This is a genomic window from Gordonia sp. NPDC003425 (genome assembly GCF_053588635.1).
The window spans coordinates 233,622-253,639 of record NZ_JBSFQI010000007.1 but is presented as its reverse complement, the minus strand read 5'-3'; the positions used below and the strand labels follow the sequence as shown (position 1 = coordinate 253,639).

The following is a 20,018-nucleotide window of genomic DNA, read 5'->3' as shown; positions in this document are numbered from 1 at the left end:
ACTAGCGCAACACGTACAACATGAGGCACAATTAATCACACGAGTGTGATAATCCGCTGTCGCGAGGTGTGTTGGGGAAGACGTTCCTCGTCGACAACGGAGGTGAACAAGGTGCGCAACCTGAATCAGTTTGCGGACATGACAACCGGAGTGGTGTACATCCACTCCGCGCCGACGGCATTGTGCCCACATGTGGAGTGGGCGCTGTCGTCGACCCTGAATGCGCGGGCCAATTTGAAATGGTCGGCGCAAGAGGCCGAACGCGGCATGCAACGCACGACCGTCGACTGGGTGGGGCCCGTGGGCACCGCGGCACGGCTCGTCAACGCGCTGCGCGAATGGTCTGTGTTGCGATTCGAGGTGACGGAGAACGCCAGCGACGGGGTTGACGGTGAACGATTCAGCCACGTACCGGGTTTGGGACTGTGGCGCGGTTCGACGAGCGCCAACGGCGACGTGGTGATCGGGGAGATGCAGTTGCGCTCGATGATCGCCGCGCAACCCGACAGTGTGGGTTTGGCCGGCGAACTCGAGGCCGCACTCGGCACCGCGTGGGACACCGCGCTGGAGCGTTACCGCATGGGTGGCGCCGGGGCCGAGGTGACCTGGCTGGCGCAGCGCACCGGATAAACACCCCTGCGGCGGTTGCTGAGCCCCTCCGATCATCAACCACCGAAACGAGATTCGGCCCCGGCAGTCAACTGCCGGGGCCGAATCGCTGTGCGGTCAGCTATCGCATGAACCGGTCACAGCGGAATGTTCTTGTGCCGGCCACGTCGCGCCGGTGCCGCGGCGAGTGCCTCGGCGATGATGCTGCGCGTCTTCGCCGGATCGATCACCTCGTCGACCACGCCGATCGACTGCGCGCGCCCGAGGCCGCCCGCGATGGCCTCGTGCTCGACCGCGAGGCGGTCGTGCAGTGCCTCGCGTTCGTGGTCGGGTGCGGCGGCCAGAGCCTTCTTGTGCAAGATGCCCACGGCTGCCTTGGCGCCCATCACCGCAACCTCGGAACCGGGCCACGCGAACACCGCGGTGGCGCCCAGTGCCCGCGAGTTCATCGCGATGTAGGCGCCGCCGTAGATCTTGCGGGTGACCAGGGTGACGCGCGGGACGGTGCACTCGGCGAAGGCGTGTAGCAGTTTGGCGCCGCGTCGCACGACGCCGTTCCACTCCTGCCCGACTCCGGGGAGGTACCCGGGAACGTCGGTGAGGACCACCAGCGGAATCCCGAAGGCGTCGCACAGGCGAACGAACCGTGACGCCTTCTCGGCGCTCTCCGAATTCAGGCAGCCACCCATACGCAGCGGGTTGTTGGCGATGACGCCCACACTGCGGCCGGCCAACCGGCCGAAACCGACGACGATGTTCGGCGCCCACTTGGCCTGGAGTTCCTCGAATGTCGAGATCTCCGTCTCGCCGTCGGCGGCGAGTTGAGTGTCGAGCAGATTGTGTACCACCGGGTGCACGTCGTAGGCGCGGCGGGCCGATTCGGGCAACAGTGCCTGCAGGTCGGTGTCCCCGGCCCGCGCCTGCTCCAGATCCACGTGACCCTGTCGCCCGAACGTCGAGACGAGGCGTCGTGCGCGCCAATACGCATCCGGTTCGGAATCGGCGGTGATGTGGCTGACGCCCGACTTCTTGCCGTGGGTGTGCGGACCGCCCAGCGATTCCATGTCGACCGACTCGCCGGTGACACTCTTGACGACATCGGGACCGGTCACGAACACCCGTCCGGCAGGAGCCATGATGACGACGTCGGTGAGCGCCGGGCCGTAGGCGGCACCGCCCGCGGCGAATCCGACGACCACCGAGATCTGCGGGATGTACCCCGACGCCCGCACCATCGCCTCGAACACTCCGCCGACGGCGTGCAGGGCTTCGACACCCTCGGCCAGCCGGGCACCGCCCGAATGCCAGATGCCGACCACCGGTGCCTGCTCGGCGATGGCGGTGTCGATCGCGTTGACGATGTGGGCGCACCCGACCACACCCATGGCACCGCCCATCACGGTGCCATCGGTGCAGAAAGAGACGGTGCGGACCCCATTGACCAGCCCGATCGCGGCCTGCACGCCCGACTTGTCGCGGGGATGCAGCAGCGAGACCGTACCTTCGTCGAAAAAGTTGGTCAGCCGCAGCATCGGATCGCGCGGGTCGACAGAATCCTCATGACCGGTGATCGGTGCCAATGTGGTCATCGCGCCGTCTCTTCCTGAATGTCGGGATGGTGAATCAGTAGCGACCGAACGCGAGGGCCACGTTGTGGCCACCGAATCCGAACGAGTTGTTGAGGGCGTAGTCGATCTGCCCGTACCGCGCCTCCCCGTGCACGACATCGATATCGCACTCGGGGTCCTGGTTCTCCAGGTTCAGCGTGGGAGGGATGACACCTTCCTCGACACTCTTGATCGTGATCACCGACTCCAGCGCCCCGACCGCGCCGATCGAGTGACCGAGAGCGGACTTGGGCGCGTAGACGGCCGCATGCTGACCGATCGCCGCGTTGATGCCCGCAGCCTCGGCGGTGTCACCGATGGGCGTTGAGGTGGCGTGCGCATTGATGTGCTGGATGTCCGAGGGCTGCAGGCCCGCGGTCTGCACCGCCCGCTTCATCGCACGCGCATTGCCCTGACCGCTGGGGTCGGGGGCAACGAGGTGGAAGCCGTCCGAGGTGATTCCAGCACCCAGAATCCGGGCGTGGATGTGCGCCCCGCGTGCCTTGGCGTGCTCCTCACGTTCGATGATCAGCATGGCCGCTGCCTCGCCGAACACGAATCCGTCGCGATCCTTGTCGAACGGGCGTGAGGCGCCCGCGGGATCGTCGTTACGGGTGCTCATGGCACGCATCATGGAGAACGCCGCGATCGGGATCGCGTCGATGTGACCTTCCACGCCACCGCACACCACCATGTCGGCGTCGCCCATGACGATGTGGCGCCACGCGTGCGCGATCGCCTCGGCGCCCGACGAGCACGCCGAGACCGGGGTGATCACACCGGCCCGCGCGCCCACGTTCAGGCCGACGACGGCGGCGGGGCCGTTGGGCATGGCCATCGACACGGCCAGCGGAGACACCTTGCGGTAGTTCCCGGACTGCTCGATCGCCTTCACGTTGTCGACCATGGCGTCGCCGCCACCTTGACCGGTGCCGATGACGACGGCAAGACGGTCCTGGTCGACCTCCGGCTCGCCGGCCTGCGCCCAGAGACGTTTGCTCATCACGTGGGCGACCCGCTCGACGTAGGCCATGCGGCGCGCCTCGATGCGGGTGACCTCTTCGGCCGGATCCTTGAGCATCCGACCACCGATGCGGCAGGGGAGTTCGCCGTACTGGGTGACGAAATCGTCGGTCAGCAGCCGGATGCCGGACTCACCGGCGATCAGTCGCTTCCAGGTGGAGTCGAGATCCTCGCCGAGCGATGTGGTGGCCACCATCGACGTGACCACCACGCTGGGGAAGTTACCCCCCAGCGTGGAATAGTCGCGAAGCGATTCCGTCACGAGCCGGCTTTCTGGTCGGCCTCGACCTGGGCCTGGATGGCGGCCGCGGCTTCGGGGTTCTCGGCCTCGAGCTTCTGGATGTAGGACACCGCGTCACCGACGGTGCGCAGGCCGGCGAGGTCCTCGTCGGGGATCTTGACGCCGTACTTGTCCTCGGTCTGGACCGCGATCTCGACCATGGACAGCGAGTCGATGTCGAGGTCGTCGACGAACGACTTTTCCATGGTCACCTCGGACGGCTCGATGCCGGTGACCTCTTCGATGATCTCGGCGATGCCGGCGATGAGTTGTTCCTGGGTGGCAGCCACTGTGTGGTTCCCTTCTTCGAATTCGCTGTTGTTGACTTCCGGAGCATCCGTGGTGCGGATGGTTGGACAACCGGTGTTCCGGTCTTCCGGGGGTCGTCGGCGTGGCCGTGACCGCTGTCCAAGTTCTAGATCTTCGCGAGGTCTTCGGGTGTCTTGAGTGCGACGGTCGGCGTGCCCTTGAGTTCGCGTTTGGCGATGCCCACCAGCGTTCCGGCCGGCGGCAACTCGACGATCGAATCTGTGCCCGCATCACGCATGTACGCCGAGCAGAGGTCCCAGCGAACGGGTCGGGTGACCTGCGCGACCAGCTTGTCCAGTGCCTCGACGCCACTCCGGACGGGCTGACCGTCGGAGTTCGACAGCAGGATTCCGCTGGGGTCGGCGGGGGTGATCTTGGCTGCCGCGGCGGCGACGGCCTGCTGGGCCGGTGCCATGAAGTGCGTGTGGAACGCGCCTGCCACGGCCAGCTTGCGGGTCCGTGCCTTCTCCGGCGGGCTGGCGATGAGCTCGTCGATGGCCTCGACCGCACCCGCGGCGACAATCTGGCCCGCGGCGTTGCGGTTGGCGGGAACCAGCTCGAGTTCGTCGAGTCGCGCGAGGACGGCGGTCTCGTCGCCGCCGAGTACCGCAGCCATCGTGGTGGGGGCCAGCGCACACGCCTTGGCCATCTCCGCCCCGCGCACGGCGGCCAGCGTGACGGCTTCGTCGGCGCTGATGACGCCGGTCACCGCCGCAGCGGCCAGTTCTCCCACCGAGTGCCCGGCCACGATCACGTCGTCGGGCAACGTGGTGGTGTCGGCGTAAGCCTTGAACGCGAGGAGTGCGGCGGCCACCACGAGCGGCTGGGTCACCGCGGTGTCGGTGATCTCCTCGGCGGTGGCGGTGGTCCCGAGCCGTTCGAGGTCCAGGCGCGTCAGTTTCGACCACAGCGCGAGCTGATCGCGAGCGCCTGGATGATCCAGCCACGGCTCGAGCATTCCGGGTGTCTGTGAGCCCTGTCCGGGCGCAAGCAACGAAAGCACGTTGATTAGAGAACACTGTTTCGTCGCCGGATGTGGGTGTAGAGGTCCATGAACCTTGAGGACCACTTTTGTAGGTTTCCTACAAAGGTGATCGCGACCGCACCTGCATCGTCATCACTCCGAGATTCGTTACACAAAAGTGTCTAAATGCCGACTAGCAGGAACAACGCCAAAGTGAGGCTGAAACGGGTGTGATTGGTGTGGTTTCTGATCATGATTCGTTCCCAGAGTGTGTCAAACGTCCGACTGTGGAGGCGACACGCAAGATGTAGGCGTCGCGAGGGTTAGTTGGATCACGTCCGGTGATCTCCATGATTTTTTTTAGTCGATAACGAACAGTATTTGGATGTATGTACAGTTCCCGCGCGCATGCCTCGACGGAGCTACCGGAGTCCAGATAGGACTGCAGCGTCGCGTTGAGGGTGGCTCCTCCCTTGGCCAGCGGGCGCACGAGGGAGTCGATCAATGTCGCCGTCGCCGACGTGTCGCCGTTGAGCGCCCGCTCGGGGAGTAGTTCGAGGCTGTGCACCGGCCGGGGGGCGCCGGGCCAGCCGACAACCGCCGCCATGGCGGCCATGGCTTCTGTGGCGCTCGCGTGCGCTCCGCCGAGGTTGGGCACGGTCGGACCGATGACCACCGGCCCCGGCGCGAAATGTTCGAGCAGATCCGTGGTGAACCGCTCCTCGGCCCGGATGGGTCCGCTGACGATGGCGACCAGCATGGTTCCCTGCACGACCGACAACGCCGCACGGTCGTACTGTTTGGCAGTGTTGTGGATCGCAAGCGGCACCGACACGTTCTGCTCGGGCGGGGGCGCACCGATGATGACCGTTGCGGGCGCATCCGAATCCCAGTTGAGCGCTGCGGCGCGTGACATCAGCTGCGGACCGGTGTCGCCGCGCACCACCGCGTCGACCACCAGGGCCTCCAGCCGCGAATCCCATGCGCCGCGGGATTCGGCGGCCGATGCGTAGATCGACGCCGCGGCAAAACCGATCTCACGTCCGTAGCGGAGCACCGACTCGGTCAACGCTCGTAGCTGCGCGTCGTTGCGGGCGAGCAGCGGCAACCACTTCTCGAAGAACTCCATCGCGACGCGGACCATCTCGACGGTCTGCAGCAGCGTGATACGTCGTGCGAGATCCTGGGGGACCACCTGAAACGCCTGGACGGTGAACTTGACGTTGCCTTCGGGGTCCTGGATCCACTCGACGAAATTCACCACCGCGGTCTGGACCACCAGCTGCACGCTGGCGCGCTGGGCTGCGTCGAGATCGGAGAAGTAGGGCAGCTGGTCGGCCATCGAATGCACGGCCTCGGTCGCGAGGCGTCCGCTGTACTGCTTGACCCGCCGCAGCAGGGTGTCGGGCAACGCATCGTGCACCGTGGCCGGCGCCGGAACGTGGGCGCCCCGAGCGCCGAACACATCGGTGCTCGGGGGCGTCAGGTTCAGCCGGGCGTCGGACATCTCTTCAATGTAGAGCGTGCGACCTCACCCGTACGCCACCTCAGGCGACGCCGGGATCGCTGGTCTGTTTCGGGGCGGCGGTCACGTCGGTGATCTGGTACTTCTCGGCGGCCCGCTGCGCCACCTCGTGGCCGATGTGCCCGTCGCGGGCCAGGGCAACCAGCACCCCGACGACGATGGACTGCGCATCCACGTTGAAGAAGCGCCGCGCCGCAGGCCGTGTGTCGGAGAATCCGAACCCGTCGGTGCCCAACGTCAGGTAGGTGCCCGGTACGTAGGCGCGGATCTGCTCCTGCACCGCACGCATGTAGTCGCTGACCGCGACGAACGGCCCCGACGTCTGTTCGAGAACCTCGGTCACATACGGCTTCGGCCGTGTCCGGCCGGGTTCACGAACCTCCGCGCGATCGGCGGCGACACCGTCGCGCGCGAGCTCGCCCCACGAGGTCACCGAGTACACGCCGGCGCCCACATCCCACTCGTCGGCGAGCAACTCGGCCGCGCGCAACGCGTCGGGCATCGTCACTCCCGACACGAGGATGTTGGCCGGGAACTTCTTGCCCTCGGGCGCGGGCCGGAATCGGTGGATGCCCTTGAGGACGCCGGTCACGTCGAGATTGTCGGGGGCCGGAGGCTGATCGATCGGCTCGTTGTACACCGTGAGGTAGTAGTAGATGTTCTCCGGCTCGTCGCCGTACATCCGGGTGATGCCGTCGGCGATGATGTGGCCGAGTTCGAAGGCGAATGCCGGGTCGTAGGCCACCACACCGGGATTGGTGGCCGCCAGCAGCGGCGAGTGCCCGTCGGCATGTTGCAGGCCCTCGCCGGTGAGGGTGGTGCGGCCCGCAGTGGCACCCACGATGAATCCGCGTGCCATCTGGTCGGCGGCCGCCCAGAAACTGTCTCCGGTGCGCTGGAACCCGAACATCGAATAGAAGATGTAGAGCGGGATCATCGGTTCGTCGTGGGTCGAGTACGACGTACCCACCGCGGCGAACGAGCCGGCCGAGCCGGCCTCGTTGATGCCCTCGTGCAGGATCTGGCCTTCGTCGCTCTCTTTGTAGGCGAGCATCAGATCGGCGTCGACCGACGTGTAGAGCTGGCCGTTGTGGTTGTAGATCTTGAGTGTCGGAAACCACGAGTCCATGCCGAACGTGCGCGCCTCGTCCGGGATGATCGGCACGATGCGCTTGCCGATCTCCTTGTCGCGCAACAGATCTTTGAAGATGCGTACGAGCGCCATGGTGGTGGCCACCTGCTGTTTGCCCGAGCCCTTGCCCGAGGTCTTCAGCGCCTGGGTCATGTCCGGCTTCAGCGCCTTGGACTTGGTGCGCCGGGCAGGCAACGAACCGCCCAGGTCGCGGCGACGGTCCATCATGTACTGGATGATGTCCGAGTCGGGTCCGGGGTGGTAATAGGGTGGCAGATAAGGGTTTTCGTCGAGCTGCTCGTCGGTGACCGGGATGCGGTTACTGTCGCGGAAGGCCTTGAGGTCGTCGAGGGTCAGCTTCTTCATCTGGTGGGTGGCGTTGCGTCCCTCGAAGTGGGTACCCAACATGTAGCCCTTGATGGTGTGGGCGAGGATCACCGTGGGTTGACCCTTGTGCGCCATGGCCGATGCGTAGGCCGCGTAGACCTTGCGGTAGTCGTGGCCGCCGCGCTTGAGTTCCCAGATCTGCGCGTCGGTCATGTCCTTGACGAGTTCCTTCGTCCGCGGATCGCGGTTGAAGAAGTGTTCGCGGATGAACGCGCCGTCGTTGGCGCGGTAGCCCTGGAAATCGCCGTCGGGGGTGATGTTCATCAGGTTGACCAGCGCGCCGTCGCGGTCGGCGGAGAGCAGCTTGTCCCACTCGCGGCCCCAGATCACCTTGATGACGTTCCAGCCGGCGCCGCGGAAGAACGACTCGAGTTCCTGGATGATCTTGCCGTTGCCGCGTACGGGGCCGTCGAGGCGCTGCAGGTTGCAGTTGATGACGAAGGTGAGGTTGTCGAGGCCTTCGGTGGCCGCAAAGCTGGCGAAACCGCGTGACTCGGTCTCGTCCATTTCGCCGTCGCCCAGAAACGCCCACACATGCTGATCGGAGGTGTCCTTGATGCCGCGGTCGTGCAGGTAGTGGTTGAAGCGCGCCTGGTAGATGGCGTTCATCGGGCCCAGGCCCATGGACACGGTGGGGAACTGCCAGAAGTCGGGCATCAGGCGGGGGTGCGGGTAGGACGGAAGCCCCCCGCCCTCGCCGGCGTGACTGTGCTCCTGACGGAAGCCGTCCATCCGCTTCTCGTCGATGCGTCCCTCGAGGTAGGCGCGGGCGTAGATGCCGGGGGATGCGTGTCCCTGGAAGAAGATCTGGTCGCCGCCGCCGGGATGGTCGGGGCCGCGGAAGAAGTGGTTGAAGCCCACTTCATAGAGGGTTGCCGACGAGGCGTAGGTGGAGATGTGCCCGCCGACGCCGACGCCGGGACGCTGGGCGCGGTGCACCATGATGGCGGCGTTCCAGCGCAGGATGCGGCGGAACCGACGCTCCACGGTCTCGTCGCCCGGGAACCAGGGTTCGAGGTCGGTGGGGATGGTGTTGACGTAATCGGTGGAGGTCAGCGACGGCAGTGACACGTGTTGCTCGCTCGCGCGTTCCAGCATGCGCAGCATCAGGTAGCGGGCGCGAGCCGGGCCGGCCGATTCGACCAATCCGTCGAACGACGCGAGCCACTCGGCGGTTTCGTCGGGGTCGATGTCGGGAAGGTGGGACGCAACACCCTCGCGGATGACCCGCACCCTGGTTGTCGGGTGACCGTTGTTGCTCGCACGCGCCGCGCCGTTCGTGGATGCGCCGGTCGCAGTGGGTGCGGCCTCGGTACGTTGATCGGTCACGGTGTGTGTACTCCCTCGATAGGCCGCCCACGGTGGTGGCCGGCGTCCGACGAACATGTGACAGCGGTGTGGTGTGGACTGCGCCGTCACCTCACATCGTGCCCCATACGACCCCGCTTGGCACCGCCGAACACAAGGCTGATGACTGTGCTGGTCGGACTGGGGTAGCGTTTCGGTGTTTGTTACTGGTGCGTAGGGGGGCGAATGCCGAGCACGGGACAACAAGGTGGTCGCGGGCTGCCTCGCGGCCGCCCGTGGTCGACGACGATCGGCCGGGTGGTCGGTGCGGGTTGTGCGCTCGCGCTGTTGGGGGCGAGCGTCACCGCGTGTGCCGGAGTGACCGGACACGCGGTGGTCAAGCCTGGAGAAGTTGCCGCCTATCAGTCGGAACTCTCGGTGTCACGCGTGGCGCAAACCAACACCGCGGCCGCCGAGGTGTGCCGAGTTGCGACCACGTCGATGGTGTTGATGCTGCGCGGCTATAACGCATTCGTGCAGCGCCTCAACACCGTGCAGTCGTACGACAAACTCGGCGATCTCGACGACAAGGCGAGGGCGAGCCTGATCGCCGGGGGCGACATGGTGCGCGCCGAGCTCACCGCTGCCGTGCCGGCTGAGCTCGGTGCGACGACGCAGACGTTCCTGGATTCCACCGCGCGGCTCGGTGACGTCATCGCTCGCCGGGAGATGACGGGCCTCAACGGTGCCGCGGCAGCGTGGACGCGGGACCGGCGTGCCCTGCTCGACGCGTGTGCCACCTACCTGCCGGCCCCGCCGGCGACACCGGCCTCGCCCACCCCGTCGTCTCCGGGTACATCGACGGCGCCCGCGCCGGGCTCATCGACGGCGCCCGCGCCGGGTACATCGACGGCGGCGCCCACGCCGGGTACATCGACGGCGCCCACGCCGGGCGGATGAATCCTGCCGATGTTGTCGCGACGCGCTATCCGTGTTGCACTGTGAGTCTCTAGGCTGTTTCGTAAGCTGACAGTCGAACGGTCACAGAATTTCATGACACCAGCAGGAGGTCGTACGCGGTGGTAGCCGCCGAAGGGGGCCAGGGCCCCGAGGGCAGCAGTGCCCCGAAGCTCGGGATCTCGCCCGGGATGGTGGTGCAGGAACTCGGCTGGGACGAGGACACCGACGACGATCTGCGTGCCGACATCGAGGACGCAATCGACGCCGAGATGCTCGACGAGGACGCCGACGACGTCATCGACGTCGTGGTGTTGTGGTGGCGCGACGACGATGGTGACCTGGTGGACCGGCTGATGGACGCGATCACTCCGCTGGCCGACGACGGCTTCGTCTGGGTGATTTCGCCCAAGACCGGAAAACCCGGGCACGTGGACCCCAGTGAGATCGCGGAGGCCGCGCCGACGGCGGGCCTGACCCAGACGAACGTCGTGAGTCTGGGCGAATGGTCGGGTTCGCGTCTGGTGCAACCGAAGACACGTTCCGGCAAACGGGCATGAACGACGAGGTGATGTCGAGCGCCTCGGTCGATGCCGGAATCCGTAACGAGTGCCGGTCAATCGGTTCTGGTGACCTCGCCCCCGACTTCGAGTTGCGAGACCAGAACAACCAGCGCGTGTCCCTCGCCGCGTTGACGGCCGGTCGTGCGGTGATGATCGTGTTCTTCCCGCTCGCCTTCACCGGCACCTGCCAGGGCGAGTTGGGGTTCATCCGCGACCACTACCCTCAGTTCGTCAACGACAGCCTGGCCACGGTGGCGGTGTCGATCGGACCGCCACCCACGCACAAGGTGTGGTCGTCTGCGCAAGGCTTCTTGTTCCCGATACTCTCGGACTTCTGGCCGCATGGCGAGGTCGCGCGCCGCTACGGTGTCTTCGACGAAGAGCGCGGATTCGCCCGTCGCGGAACATTCGTGGTGGGCACCGACGGACGGATCATCTTCTCCGACATCATGGGCCCCGGCGAATCGCGTGAGCGGGAGCAGTGGGACGAAGCGCTGGCAGCGGTAGCTCCGGCCTGAGGTCGCAGACCGTTCACCGAGACGGTCTCACTGTGCCGGAGAGGTCAGAACCATCACCGACCGTGGCCCCACCAGGCACGTGTCCGTCCTGTCGCACCGGGGTGTGTCCTGACGGGTCTCGACCTCATACGAGTCGAGTGCCACCGTCCATGTGTGAGTGCGTAACTCGGTCGGAATGACGAAGTCCAACTGCTCCCACCACGCGTTGAACAACACGAGAATCCGGTGGGGGCCAGTGTCCGATGTCGGTGCGGGGTCGATGAGCCATGCGGCCGACCGCGCTGCGCGGTCGTGCCAGTCCGGAGCGGTCATCGGCTCTCCGGCAGGTGTGAACCACCGCGGTGCGGCATCTGACCGGGCGATGTCGAAGAGCCTGCGCAGGTGTGGATGTGCTGCTCGGAATGCGATCAGGTTCGCGGTGTACTCGACGAGTGCGTCGGTTTCTTCGTCCGCCGACCAGTCGAACCAGGTGGTCTCGTTGTCCTGGCAGTAGGCGTTGTTGTTTCCCCGCTGGGTCCGGCCTCGTTCGTCGCCACCGAGCAGCATCGGGATTCCCGCGGAGACGATGAGGGTGGTCAGGAACGCGCGCGTTTGTCGACGCCGCAATAGGTTGATCTGCGGATCGCTGGTGGACCCTTCGGTTCCGCAGTTCCACGAACGGTTGTGGTCGCTCCCGTCCGTGTTGTCAAAGCCGTTGGACTCGTTGTGTTTTCGGTTGTATGAGACAAGGTCGTGCAGGGTGAAGCCGTCGTGGGCGGTGACGAAGTTGACCGATCCGCCGCGGCGTCGTGCGGCAGCGTCACCGGTCGAGGTGGAAGCGAGAAAGATGTCTGTCGAGCCGCTCACCCTTGTCGCCAGGTCGGCGAGTCTGCCCTCGTGGCTGCGCCAGTAATCGCGCACCGTGTCGCGATAGCGGTCGTTCCACTCGCTCCAGCCGGGGCCGAAGGCGCCCACTTGGTAACTGTCCATCTGCCCGACATCCCATGACTCGGCGATGAGGCGCACCTGCGACAGGATCGGATCTTGCGAAAGCACCTGTAGAAATGCTGCCGAGCGATCGAATGCTCCACCGCCGTAAGGATTTCCGTGGCGTGCCAGGGTGGGTGCGAGGTCGAATCGGAAGCCGTCGACTCCCATGTCCCGCGCCCAGAACCTCAGCGAGTCGGCGACCAGGCGGAGCGTGGTGGGGTGGGTCATGTTGACCGAGTTCAGGCAGCCTGTGGTGTCCAGGTATCTGGCCGGGTCGTCCGGGTCGAGGACGTAGTAGCCACGGTTGTCGAGGCCGCGATGGCAGAGTGTGGGGCCGGTGTCGTCGCCTTCGGCGGTGTGGTTGTAGACCACGTCGAGGATCACTTCGATCCCTGCGGCGTGCAGACCGTCGACCATGCTGCGGAACTCGAGTAGCAGTTCGTCGTTGCGTCCGGCGCGGACCGCCGCGGAGTACGGGGCGTGCGGCGCAAGGAAACCGATGGTGTTGTAGCCCCAATAGTTGGTGAGCCCACGAGTCACCAGCGTCTGTTCGGGCACGTTGTGGTGGATCGGCAGGAGTTCCACCGCGGTGACGCCCAGACGGGTGAGATAGTCGATGGCTGCGGGATGAGCGAGCCCGGCATAGGTTCCGCGTAGCGGCGCCGGAATGTCGGGATGGGTTGCGGTGAAGCCGCGTACATGAACCTCGTAGATGATCAGGTCGGCCGCCGGCCGTCGGTGCACGCCGGCAGGGCGCCCGCCGGTGGGCGGCATGGGCATGACGACGCTCCGCGGCACGTGCCCGGCCGAGTCCAGCGCGCTGGGGCGGCGCGGGTTGTCGACGTCGTGTCCGAGTACTTCGGGCCCGTACCGCACGGCTCCGTCGATGAACCGGGCGTAGGGATCGAGCAAGAGTTTTGCCGGGTTGTATCGCAGACCGCGGGAAGGGTCGAAGGGTCCCTCCACACGGAATCCGTACCGCTGCCCCGCGCCGACTCCTGGGACGAATCCGTGCCACAGGTCACCGTCCCTGTCGGTGAGTGCGAGGCGGGTCTCGGTGTCGGTGTCGTCGAAAAGACACAGCCACACTGCATCTCCACCTGAGGCCACCGCGAAATGAGTGCCGCCCGAGACTGGTGTTGCGCCGAGTGCGGTGGTGCTTTCGGTGTTCATCTCGCTCCTTTGCCGCCGGTGCCGCTGACGAGCGGAGCACGTGTCCAGGCGCCCTTCACATCGCACACCAACCGGTGATGATGCACAACACGGGCAGGGGGCCATGCCTTGTGCTGCGCACCACGGCCGGTGGCATCGTCTGCGAGGGCACGCTCGACGGGTTTTTGGGCACGCTCGACGGGATTTTGGGCACGCTCGACGTGGAAGTGGACACGCTCGACGGGATTTTGGGCACGCTCGACGGGTTTTTGGGCACGCTCGAGTTGGGATACGTCAATGAGTGCGCGCAAAGGGATTCGAACCCCTGACCGCTGGTGTGTAAGACCAGAGCTCTACCGCTGAGCTATACGCGCCGGTGTGCCCCACTCTGAAGAGTGGGCGCACCAACACACGAATGTAGCGGGTGAGTGGGTGAACACTCAAAATGGCTTCGCCAGGGGAGTGGGGATCACCTCACCCGAAGAGCGGCGGCAGTGCTCCGAGGACGATCGCCGACCACACCACATGTGTGCAGACCGGCGCCAGCACCCCGCCCGTGCAGCGCCGTAGCAGCGCGCACAGGGCACCGAGAAGCACCGCGGCGAACCCGAGCATCACGTTCCCGCTCGCGAGTGTGGCGGCCACGTAGATCACCGTGGACACCACGACGGGGTGGTGGGGTCGGACGGCCGAGTACACCGAGCCGCGGAAGAACATCTCCTCGCCGACCGCGTTGATCAGCGTGATCGCGACCACCACGGGCAGGCTGCCGTAATCGGCGAATGCCAGGACCTGGTTCACCAGGTCGCTCAGCGCCGGGATCAGTCTGGTGAGCAGCGCGCCGATGACGAAGATCGCGCCCATCGCCACCCCCGCAGCAACTCCGAGTCCCGCGGCTCCGGCCACCGTGCCCCGCGCCGAACTCGACGGACTGAACGTTCCGGCTCTCAGCGGCCCGGTCATCAACGCGCCGACGATCCACACCGCGGCCAGGCCGAAGGTCAGCGGATAGAAGGCGGTATCACCGGGAGATACCGACAGCGACACTCCCAGGACCACCGCACCGGCAACGAGCACGACGCCCACCCCGACGCGGCGACGCGTCGAATAGACGGGTTGACCTGCGTTGCGGTCGGCCGACACCGCGGCGACCATGCCGTCTTGCACCGACATCGGGTCAGCCGAGACCCACCATGGCGCGCACCCGGGTGAGCGCACCCCCGAGTCCTGGCACCATCGAGACCGCGCTCGAGGCCGCGCCGCATGCGGCGCGCCGCGCGCGGAGCCAGTCCCCACCCGCCCAATCGGGGTCGGTGTCGGCCAGATGATGCAGATCGTCGAGTTCGCATACGCCACGTGGCGACGGTGAGGCCACCGACGCGGCCACAGCGTCGCGCATCCCGGTCAGCCCACCCGGCGGAGGCGGCACGAATTCACGGATGCGGTGTTCGGACGCACGCATCGGGTGGTCGAGTGACGTGACCAGTTCCTCGGTGAGGGCGGCGGGTGCTGGAGTGACGATGCCACCGACCCTACCCGCCAGACGGGTACTGATGCGCGGCATCGGTATCCGCACCCGCGGCATCCGCACCGCACGCAGATACTGGTCGAGTACGGTCTTGTACTCACCGGTGTCGGGTCCGGCGATGTCGTAGGCGCCGGGCGGCACCGCCGGATCGGCCACCGCAACGAGATAGTGCACCACGTCGCGGACGGAGATCGGGTCCATCGGGTTCCGTAGCCAGGAGGGTTCCGGAATCACCGGAAGGCGGTCGGCGATGTAGCGGATGATCTCGAACGACGTCGAGCCGGCACCGAGGATCACCGCCGCCCGCAACCACACCAGCTCGGGGCCGTTCTCGATCGAAAGTCCTTCTCCCACTTGCGCGCGACCCCGGAGGTGATCAGACAGTTCATCGTCGTCGGGAACGAAACCGCCGAGATAGATGATCCGCGGGATCGCCGCGTCCCGGGCGGCCTCGGCGACGTGCCGGGCGGCGTTGCTGTCGGCGTCGGCGAAATCGGCCTGACCGATTCCGTGCACCAGATAGTAGAGGGCATCGATCGTGCCGTCGGCGCTGCAGTCGCCGAGGGCGTGGCGCACCGAGTCGGCATCGTCCACATCCATCGCCACCGGAGTCACCTGCGCCGACCACCCATACTTCGACAGCCGATCGGGGTTGCGCGAACTCACGATCACGTCGTGTCCGGCATCGAGCAACGCGCACACCAGCCGTGATCCGACGTAGCCGGACGCTCCGGTCACAAGGACTCTCATGGGCGCCACGATAGACACGCTCGAGTGGCGTGGCCCACTTGTGATCGCCCGCCCGCTCCGGTCACGAAAAGGTCACGGCGACGATGTGCTCGCCCGCCGGTACCGCTCGGCGATCGCGGCGTGGCGATCTGCGGCCGCCTCGCATTCCCGTCGCAGCGACTCGGGTTCGATCACGGCGAAGTCATGGCCGAACTTGTGCAACCAATACGCGATCGAGGTGAGGGATCTGCTGTACACCGTGAGCTCGCAACTCGTCTCGTCCGCCGATTCCAATGTGCCCCAGGCGTCGTCGACCATCGGTGAGATCGTCTCGGCGGGCGCGTACACCCGAACCCGTGCGGCGGCCTGGCGATAGACCTCACCGAGGCTGCGCGCCAGGAAGGCGGCGGCATCGCCGCCGGGCAACTCGCGTGGCGTAAACCGTGGTCCGGTGGGTGTTTTCGGGTCGAGCCTGTCGACCCGGAACGAACGCCAGTCCTCCCGGCCGAGATCCCAGGCCAGCAGATACCAACGAAAACCGTTGCGCACCAAACGATGCGGCTCCACCTCTCGGCGGCTCTCGGTGCCGTCGCCGCGGCGATAGTCGAACCGTAGGCGTTCGTGTCGATGGCACGCGGTGGCGATCTCGGTGAGATGCTCGGCCGACACCGTCGCGTCGCCCCTGCTGTGCGGCACCGCATCCATCGACAGCGCATCGAGGCGGTGGCGCAGTCGAGACGGCATCACCTGCCGAAGTTTCGTCAGTGCACCGTCCGACGCCTCGGCCATGTCGGAGACCGAGCCGGTGGAGATCGCGTTGAGCCCGAGCGCGACGGCGAGAACCTCTTGATCGTCGAGCAGCAGGGGAGGCATCTCCGCGCCGGCGCCGAGCCGGTACCCGCCGCCCACCCCGACGGTGGCGTCGACCGGATAACCGAGCTCACGCAGCTTGTCGACATCGCGCCGAACCGTGCGCGTGGTGATGTTCAACCGCTCGGCGAGTGCAGCGCCCGACCACTCGCGCCGCATCTGCAGCAGCGACAGCAGCTGCAGCAGGCGTGCCGATGTCTCCAACATGACCTCATCGTGCCCCACATCGCGGACAGATGCCGTCCGCATTGAGGGTCGAGAGTCACCGGTCCGTCGCGGCCGCGGTGTCAGCTCGTGTGCGTCTGGAAGAACTGCCAGATCAGCGACGTCGCCGAGATCGAATCGCTCACCTGTCCGGCTGCGCGGTTGCCGGTGGAGCCCGGCCAGCGGTGTGTGCCACCACGAATGCGGTAGTGGGTGATCTCGCCTCCGCGTAAGCCGCTGCACCACGGCCAGTCGAGGCGGTCGACGAAGACGTTGACCGGCACCGTCACGGGGGTGGTGCCACACCCTGCCTTCGCGGCCCACATGTGCAGCCAGTCGGGCACCGACCAGTACCGCTCGCCGAAGCGCACACCCCCGTCGTAATGGATCACGCCGTCGGCGGTGCCGTGGAAGTCGATGATCGACGCGGCCGGCGCCGCCCCGCAACCGGACATGGTCTGCTGATAGAACGCGCCGCTGACGATGCCGAAGGCGGCGAACTCGCCGGGCATCCGGCAGGCCAGCACCGACACCATTCCACCGCCGTTGGAGCGACCCACCGCGTAGATGCGGTGCGAATCGACGCAGGTCGACGCCCGAACCTCGCGCAGGATAGCGCGGGTGAACGCGATGTCGTCGGAGCGCGGCGACGAGTACGGTGCGCCCTGCCAAGAGACCTTGTTGTCGGTGCCACGCAACCCATCCGGGTACACAACGATCGCCGGGAGCGACGAGAGCCGGGTGTAGGTCTCGAAACTGGTGCTGCGTTCGGCGTGTCCGTGGTAGGCGACGATCAGCGGGTACGACGAGAGACCGGTGTAACCGCTGGGCAGGTGCACCCGATAGGTGCGGCTGACGCCGTCGACCACCGTGGTGTGACCGGTACTGCCCGCGGTGGCGCGAAGTGTGCCGAGCCCGCAGCCCGTGTCGGCCACGACGTGTCGAGGTGCCGCCGCGGCCGGAGGGGTAACGCCGGCGGCGATGACTGCACCGACGAGCACCATCAGCACAAGCGCACGGGTCAGCGATCGCCGGACACAGCGCTGGTCGGGTTCGGGCACGCGCTACAGCCTAGACGGTCGCGATGACACATCGCGCGCGGTAATCGGCCGAAACCTGCGCTCAGGCCGATGCCGCGGCAGAGCCGAGTTCGATCGTTGCCGCCGCGGCGGCGCCCCCCGTCTGCGATCCTGAACCGATGCGGAGGTCGGCACGACGACGGCGATCACCAGTGGTTGCCGCCGTGCTCGTGGCGCTGGCGTGTGCGCTACTCGCGCCGTCGGTGGTCACTCCGGCGGTAGCCGGTGCCGCACCGCGCGCGGTGCGTCCGGTGCCTGCCGGCTTTCTGTGGGGTGTTTCGTCGTCGGGTTTCCAGAGCGAGGGATTTTCCCCGGACAGCAACTGGGTGCGCTACGAGCGGGCCGGTCGCACCGACGATCGAGTGGGCACGTCGGTGGACTTCCGGCATCGCTATGCCTCCGACATCGCGCTCGCGAAAGGACTGGGCGTCAGGGTGTATCGCGTGAGCGTCGAATGGGCGCGCATCGAACCCCGGCCGGGTGTGCTCGACACCCGCGAAATCTCCTACTACGACACCATGATCGCCGCGATCGTCGCCGCGGGGATGCGTCCGATGATCACCCTGGACCACTGGGTGTATCCCGGATGGATCGCCGACCGCGGCGGCTGGGCCGATCCGCGCACCACCGGCGCGTGGCTGCGCAATGCGCGATTCGTCGTCGACCGTTACGCGCACTACCACCCCCTGTGGATCACGATCAACGAACCGACGTTCTACGTGATCAACGAACTACGGATGGGCGGTCTGCCCGCCGCCCTGGCGCCGGCCATGCTCGACCGGCTCGTCGCCGCGCATCGCGCCATCTACCAGCACATCCACCGTCGCGACCACACCGCGATGGTGTCGTCGAACATCGCCTACATGCCGACTGCGGAGCCGGCCATCGACACCACCTTCGTCGACCGGGTGCGCGACACCCTCGACTTCCTCGGCGTGGACTACTACTACGCGGGCACACCGACCGACCTCAGCGCCATCAACGCGGCCACCGGCTCGCCGTGGCAGGCGTCCATCGCCGCCGACGGCCTCTACTACGCCCTGCGCGACCTGGCGCGCCGCAACCCCGGCATACCGCTCTACGTGGTGGAAACGGGGATGCCCACCGAGAAGGGTGCGCCTCGCCCCGACGGCTACCGGCGCGGCGATCACCTGCGTGACCTCGTCTACTGGGTGCAGCGCGCCCTCGGCGACGGTATCCCGGTGCTGGGCCTGAACTACTGGAGTCTCACCGACAACTACGAATGGGGTAGCTACACACCCCGATTCGGCCTCTACACGGTGGACGTGAAGGCCGATCCGGCGCTTCGTCGCCGCCCCACCGACGCGGTGCCGGTCTATCGGCAGATCACCGCGGACGGTGGGGTGCCCGCCGGCTACCGGCCCAGTCGCCCACCGCAATGGTGTTCTGTGGTGGCAGCACCCGACAGCTGTGTTCAACCGGTCCGCTGAGAACGACACGACGATCAGGAGAATCCATGCCACACACCCACATCGACAAGGCCGCGATCACCGACGCACTGCGCGCCCAATGGGCCGCACTGCGAACACTGGCCGGCGATCTCACCGAGGCGCAGTGGTCGGCACCCGCGGTGCTGTCGGGCTGGTCCAACGCCGACGTGATCGCGCATGTCGTCGGCACCGAGAGCATGTTGGCCGGACGCCGCCCGCAGGCCGCGGACATCTCCGGCCGCTCGCACGTCCGGAACCCCATCGGCGAACTCAATGAGGGCTGGGTGGAGCATTTCCGCGATCGGCCGCGCGCCGACGTTCTCGCCGCATTCGACGAGATCGTGGGGGTGCGCACCGCGGCACTCGAAGCGATGTCCGACGAGGAGTTCGACGCCGAGGCCATGACCCCCGCGGGCCCCGACACCTATGGGCGTTTCATGCGCATCCGTGTGTTCGATTGCTGGATGCACGAACTCGATCTCCGCGACGGCGTCGCGGTCGCACCGCCCTCGGACCCGGTCACGGCGGGCTGGGCGTTCGACGAGATCGAGGCCTCGCTTCCGTTCGTCGTCGGCAAACGCGCAGGTGTCCCGTCGGGCCGACGGGTTCTCATCGAACTCACCGGACCCGGGGGACGCACCGTCCGGATCGCGGTGGACCAGCGCGCCGCCGCGGTCGAGGAGTTTCCCGACGGCGACGCGTCGGCCGATGTGTCCTTGCGGGCCGACACCGCCGTGTTCGCGCGACTCGCGGGCGGTCGGCGCGACGCGGACCCCGGCGCGGTGCGCATCGACGGCGACGAGGCACTCGGCAAGAGCATCCTCGACCGGCTCGACTATGTCATTTGAATAATCCGGCGCGCAGGGGAGTAGCGA

18 protein-coding genes and 1 tRNA gene are annotated in these 20,018 nt (G+C 66.7%); 7 read left to right on the top strand and 12 right to left on the bottom strand.

All coding sequences use genetic code 11. The features are described from left to right. Positions 1–111 precede the first annotated feature (111 nt). Positions 112–630 (top strand): DUF3145 domain-containing protein, encoded by a 519-nt coding sequence (locus ACWDTD_RS11490; protein ID WP_449747226.1) that lies wholly within the window; start codon positions 112–114, stop codon positions 628–630. Positions 631–746: 116 nt separating this feature from the next. On the opposite strand, the gene ACWDTD_RS11485 is transcribed toward ACWDTD_RS11490, so the two are convergent. The 6 genes from ACWDTD_RS11485 to aceE form a co-directional block, all read right to left on the bottom strand. Then, complete coding sequence (locus ACWDTD_RS11485) at positions 747–2,198, bottom strand: acyl-CoA carboxylase subunit beta (protein ID WP_449747225.1); 1,452 nt, start codon at positions 2,196–2,198, stop codon at positions 747–749. A gap of 34 nt (positions 2,199–2,232) precedes the next feature. After that, the gene (locus ACWDTD_RS11480; protein ID WP_449747224.1) at positions 2,233–3,501 is read right to left on the bottom strand and encodes a KasA/KasB family beta-ketoacyl-ACP synthase; all 1,269 of its coding nucleotides are present in this window, start codon (positions 3,499–3,501) and stop codon (positions 2,233–2,235) included. Beyond that, positions 3,498–3,809, bottom strand: a complete 312-nt coding sequence (acpM, locus tag ACWDTD_RS11475) for a meromycolate extension acyl carrier protein AcpM (protein WP_449747223.1) — start codon at positions 3,807–3,809, stop codon at positions 3,498–3,500. The genes ACWDTD_RS11480 and acpM overlap by 4 nt, the downstream gene beginning before the upstream one ends. Before the next feature lie 125 nt (positions 3,810–3,934). Next, a complete protein-coding gene (locus tag ACWDTD_RS11470; RefSeq protein ID WP_449747222.1) occupies positions 3,935–4,831 on the bottom strand; it encodes an ACP S-malonyltransferase in 897 nt (298 codons plus the stop codon). A gap of 211 nt (positions 4,832–5,042) precedes the next feature. Beyond that, the gene (locus ACWDTD_RS11465) at positions 5,043–6,299 is read right to left on the bottom strand and encodes a PucR family transcriptional regulator (protein ID WP_449747221.1); all 1,257 of its coding nucleotides are present in this window, start codon (positions 6,297–6,299) and stop codon (positions 5,043–5,045) included. A gap of 40 nt (positions 6,300–6,339) precedes the next feature. Next, positions 6,340–9,222, bottom strand: a complete 2,883-nt coding sequence (gene aceE, locus ACWDTD_RS11460) for a pyruvate dehydrogenase (acetyl-transferring), homodimeric type (protein WP_449747220.1) — start codon at positions 9,220–9,222, stop codon at positions 6,340–6,342. Positions 9,223–9,369: 147 nt separating this feature from the next. Between aceE and ACWDTD_RS11455 the strand changes: the two genes are divergently transcribed. The 3 genes from ACWDTD_RS11455 to ACWDTD_RS11445 all read left to right on the top strand — a co-directional run bounded on the left by ACWDTD_RS11455 (position 9,370) and on the right by ACWDTD_RS11445 (position 11,161). Beyond that, on the top strand, positions 9,370–10,083 hold the full coding sequence (locus ACWDTD_RS11455; protein ID WP_449747219.1) for a hypothetical protein: 714 nt from the start codon (positions 9,370–9,372) through the stop codon (positions 10,081–10,083). 119 nt (positions 10,084–10,202) lie between these two features. Further along, a complete protein-coding gene (locus ACWDTD_RS11450) occupies positions 10,203–10,640 on the top strand; it encodes a DUF3052 domain-containing protein (RefSeq protein ID WP_449747218.1) in 438 nt (145 codons plus the stop codon). An 11-nt stretch (positions 10,641–10,651) separates the two neighbouring features. Further along, the gene (locus ACWDTD_RS11445) at positions 10,652–11,161 is read left to right on the top strand and encodes a peroxiredoxin (RefSeq protein ID WP_449747250.1); all 510 of its coding nucleotides are present in this window, start codon (positions 10,652–10,654) and stop codon (positions 11,159–11,161) included. A gap of 27 nt (positions 11,162–11,188) precedes the next feature. Here ACWDTD_RS11445 and glgX read toward each other — a convergent pair whose 3' ends face one another. Beyond that, complete coding sequence (gene glgX, locus ACWDTD_RS11440; RefSeq protein WP_449747217.1) at positions 11,189–13,303, bottom strand: glycogen debranching protein GlgX; 2,115 nt, start codon at positions 13,301–13,303, stop codon at positions 11,189–11,191. Positions 13,304–13,380: 77 nt separating this feature from the next. On the opposite strand from glgX, the gene ACWDTD_RS11435 reads away from it, so the two are divergent. Then, positions 13,381–13,611, top strand: a complete 231-nt coding sequence (locus ACWDTD_RS11435) for a hypothetical protein (RefSeq protein ID WP_449747216.1) — start codon at positions 13,381–13,383, stop codon at positions 13,609–13,611. Here ACWDTD_RS11435 and ACWDTD_RS11430 read toward each other — a convergent pair. The 5 genes from ACWDTD_RS11430 to ACWDTD_RS11410 form a co-directional block, all read right to left on the bottom strand. Further along, positions 13,585–13,656 (bottom strand) — tRNA-Val (locus tag ACWDTD_RS11430). The two genes, ACWDTD_RS11435 and ACWDTD_RS11430, sit on opposite strands and share 27 nt — an antisense overlap. Positions 13,657–13,756: 100 nt before the next feature. After that, complete coding sequence (locus ACWDTD_RS11425) at positions 13,757–14,455, bottom strand: CPBP family intramembrane glutamic endopeptidase (protein WP_449747215.1); 699 nt, start codon at positions 14,453–14,455, stop codon at positions 13,757–13,759. A 4-nt stretch (positions 14,456–14,459) separates the two neighbouring features. Further along, positions 14,460–15,560, bottom strand: a complete 1,101-nt coding sequence (locus ACWDTD_RS11420; protein ID WP_449747214.1) for an SDR family NAD(P)-dependent oxidoreductase — start codon at positions 15,558–15,560, stop codon at positions 14,460–14,462. A 72-nt stretch (positions 15,561–15,632) separates the two neighbouring features. Then, entirely contained in the window at positions 15,633–16,616 is a 984-nt protein-coding gene (locus ACWDTD_RS11415; RefSeq protein WP_449747213.1) for a helix-turn-helix transcriptional regulator, read from the bottom strand. Between the two features lie 80 nt (positions 16,617–16,696). Further along, positions 16,697–17,674: an alpha/beta hydrolase family esterase gene (locus ACWDTD_RS11410; RefSeq protein WP_449747212.1), complete on the bottom strand. Its 978-nt coding sequence runs from the start codon at positions 17,672–17,674 to the stop codon at positions 16,697–16,699. 137 nt (positions 17,675–17,811) lie between these two features. Here ACWDTD_RS11410 and ACWDTD_RS11405 point away from each other — a divergent pair, with 137 nt between their 5' ends. Then, positions 17,812–19,143 carry a family 1 glycosylhydrolase gene (locus ACWDTD_RS11405; RefSeq protein WP_449747211.1) on the top strand — a complete coding sequence of 444 codons (1,332 nt, stop codon included), beginning with the start codon at positions 17,812–17,814 and terminating at the stop codon, positions 19,141–19,143. A 26-nt stretch (positions 19,144–19,169) separates the two neighbouring features. Next, positions 19,170–19,991: a maleylpyruvate isomerase family mycothiol-dependent enzyme gene (locus tag ACWDTD_RS11400; RefSeq protein WP_449747210.1), complete on the top strand. Its 822-nt coding sequence runs from the start codon at positions 19,170–19,172 to the stop codon at positions 19,989–19,991. Positions 19,992–20,018 lie beyond the last annotated feature (27 nt).

Coding starts and splice junctions, on each gene's coding strand:
- ACWDTD_RS11485 (WP_449747225.1), bottom strand. CDS start 2,198: ATGACCACATTGGCACCGATCACCGGTCATGAGGATTCTGTCGACCCG.
- ACWDTD_RS11465 (WP_449747221.1), bottom strand. CDS start 6,299: ATGTCCGACGCCCGGCTGAACCTGACGCCCCCGAGCACCGATGTGTTC.
- aceE (WP_449747220.1), bottom strand. CDS start 9,222: ATGTTCGTCGGACGCCGGCCACCACCGTGGGCGGCCTATCGAGGGAGT.
- ACWDTD_RS11455 (WP_449747219.1), top strand. CDS start 9,370: ATGCCGAGCACGGGACAACAAGGTGGTCGCGGGCTGCCTCGCGGCCGC.
- ACWDTD_RS11445 (WP_449747250.1), top strand. CDS start 10,652: ATGTCGAGCGCCTCGGTCGATGCCGGAATCCGTAACGAGTGCCGGTCA.
- glgX (WP_449747217.1), bottom strand. CDS start 13,303: ATGAACACCGAAAGCACCACCGCACTCGGCGCAACACCAGTCTCGGGC.
- ACWDTD_RS11435 (WP_449747216.1), top strand. CDS start 13,381: ATGATGCACAACACGGGCAGGGGGCCATGCCTTGTGCTGCGCACCACG.
- ACWDTD_RS11425 (WP_449747215.1), bottom strand. CDS start 14,455: ATGTCGGTGCAAGACGGCATGGTCGCCGCGGTGTCGGCCGACCGCAAC.
- ACWDTD_RS11420 (WP_449747214.1), bottom strand. CDS start 15,560: ATGAGAGTCCTTGTGACCGGAGCGTCCGGCTACGTCGGATCACGGCTG.
- ACWDTD_RS11415 (WP_449747213.1), bottom strand. CDS start 16,616: ATGTTGGAGACATCGGCACGCCTGCTGCAGCTGCTGTCGCTGCTGCAG.
- ACWDTD_RS11405 (WP_449747211.1), top strand. CDS start 17,812: ATGCGGAGGTCGGCACGACGACGGCGATCACCAGTGGTTGCCGCCGTG.
- ACWDTD_RS11400 (WP_449747210.1), top strand. CDS start 19,170: ATGCCACACACCCACATCGACAAGGCCGCGATCACCGACGCACTGCGC.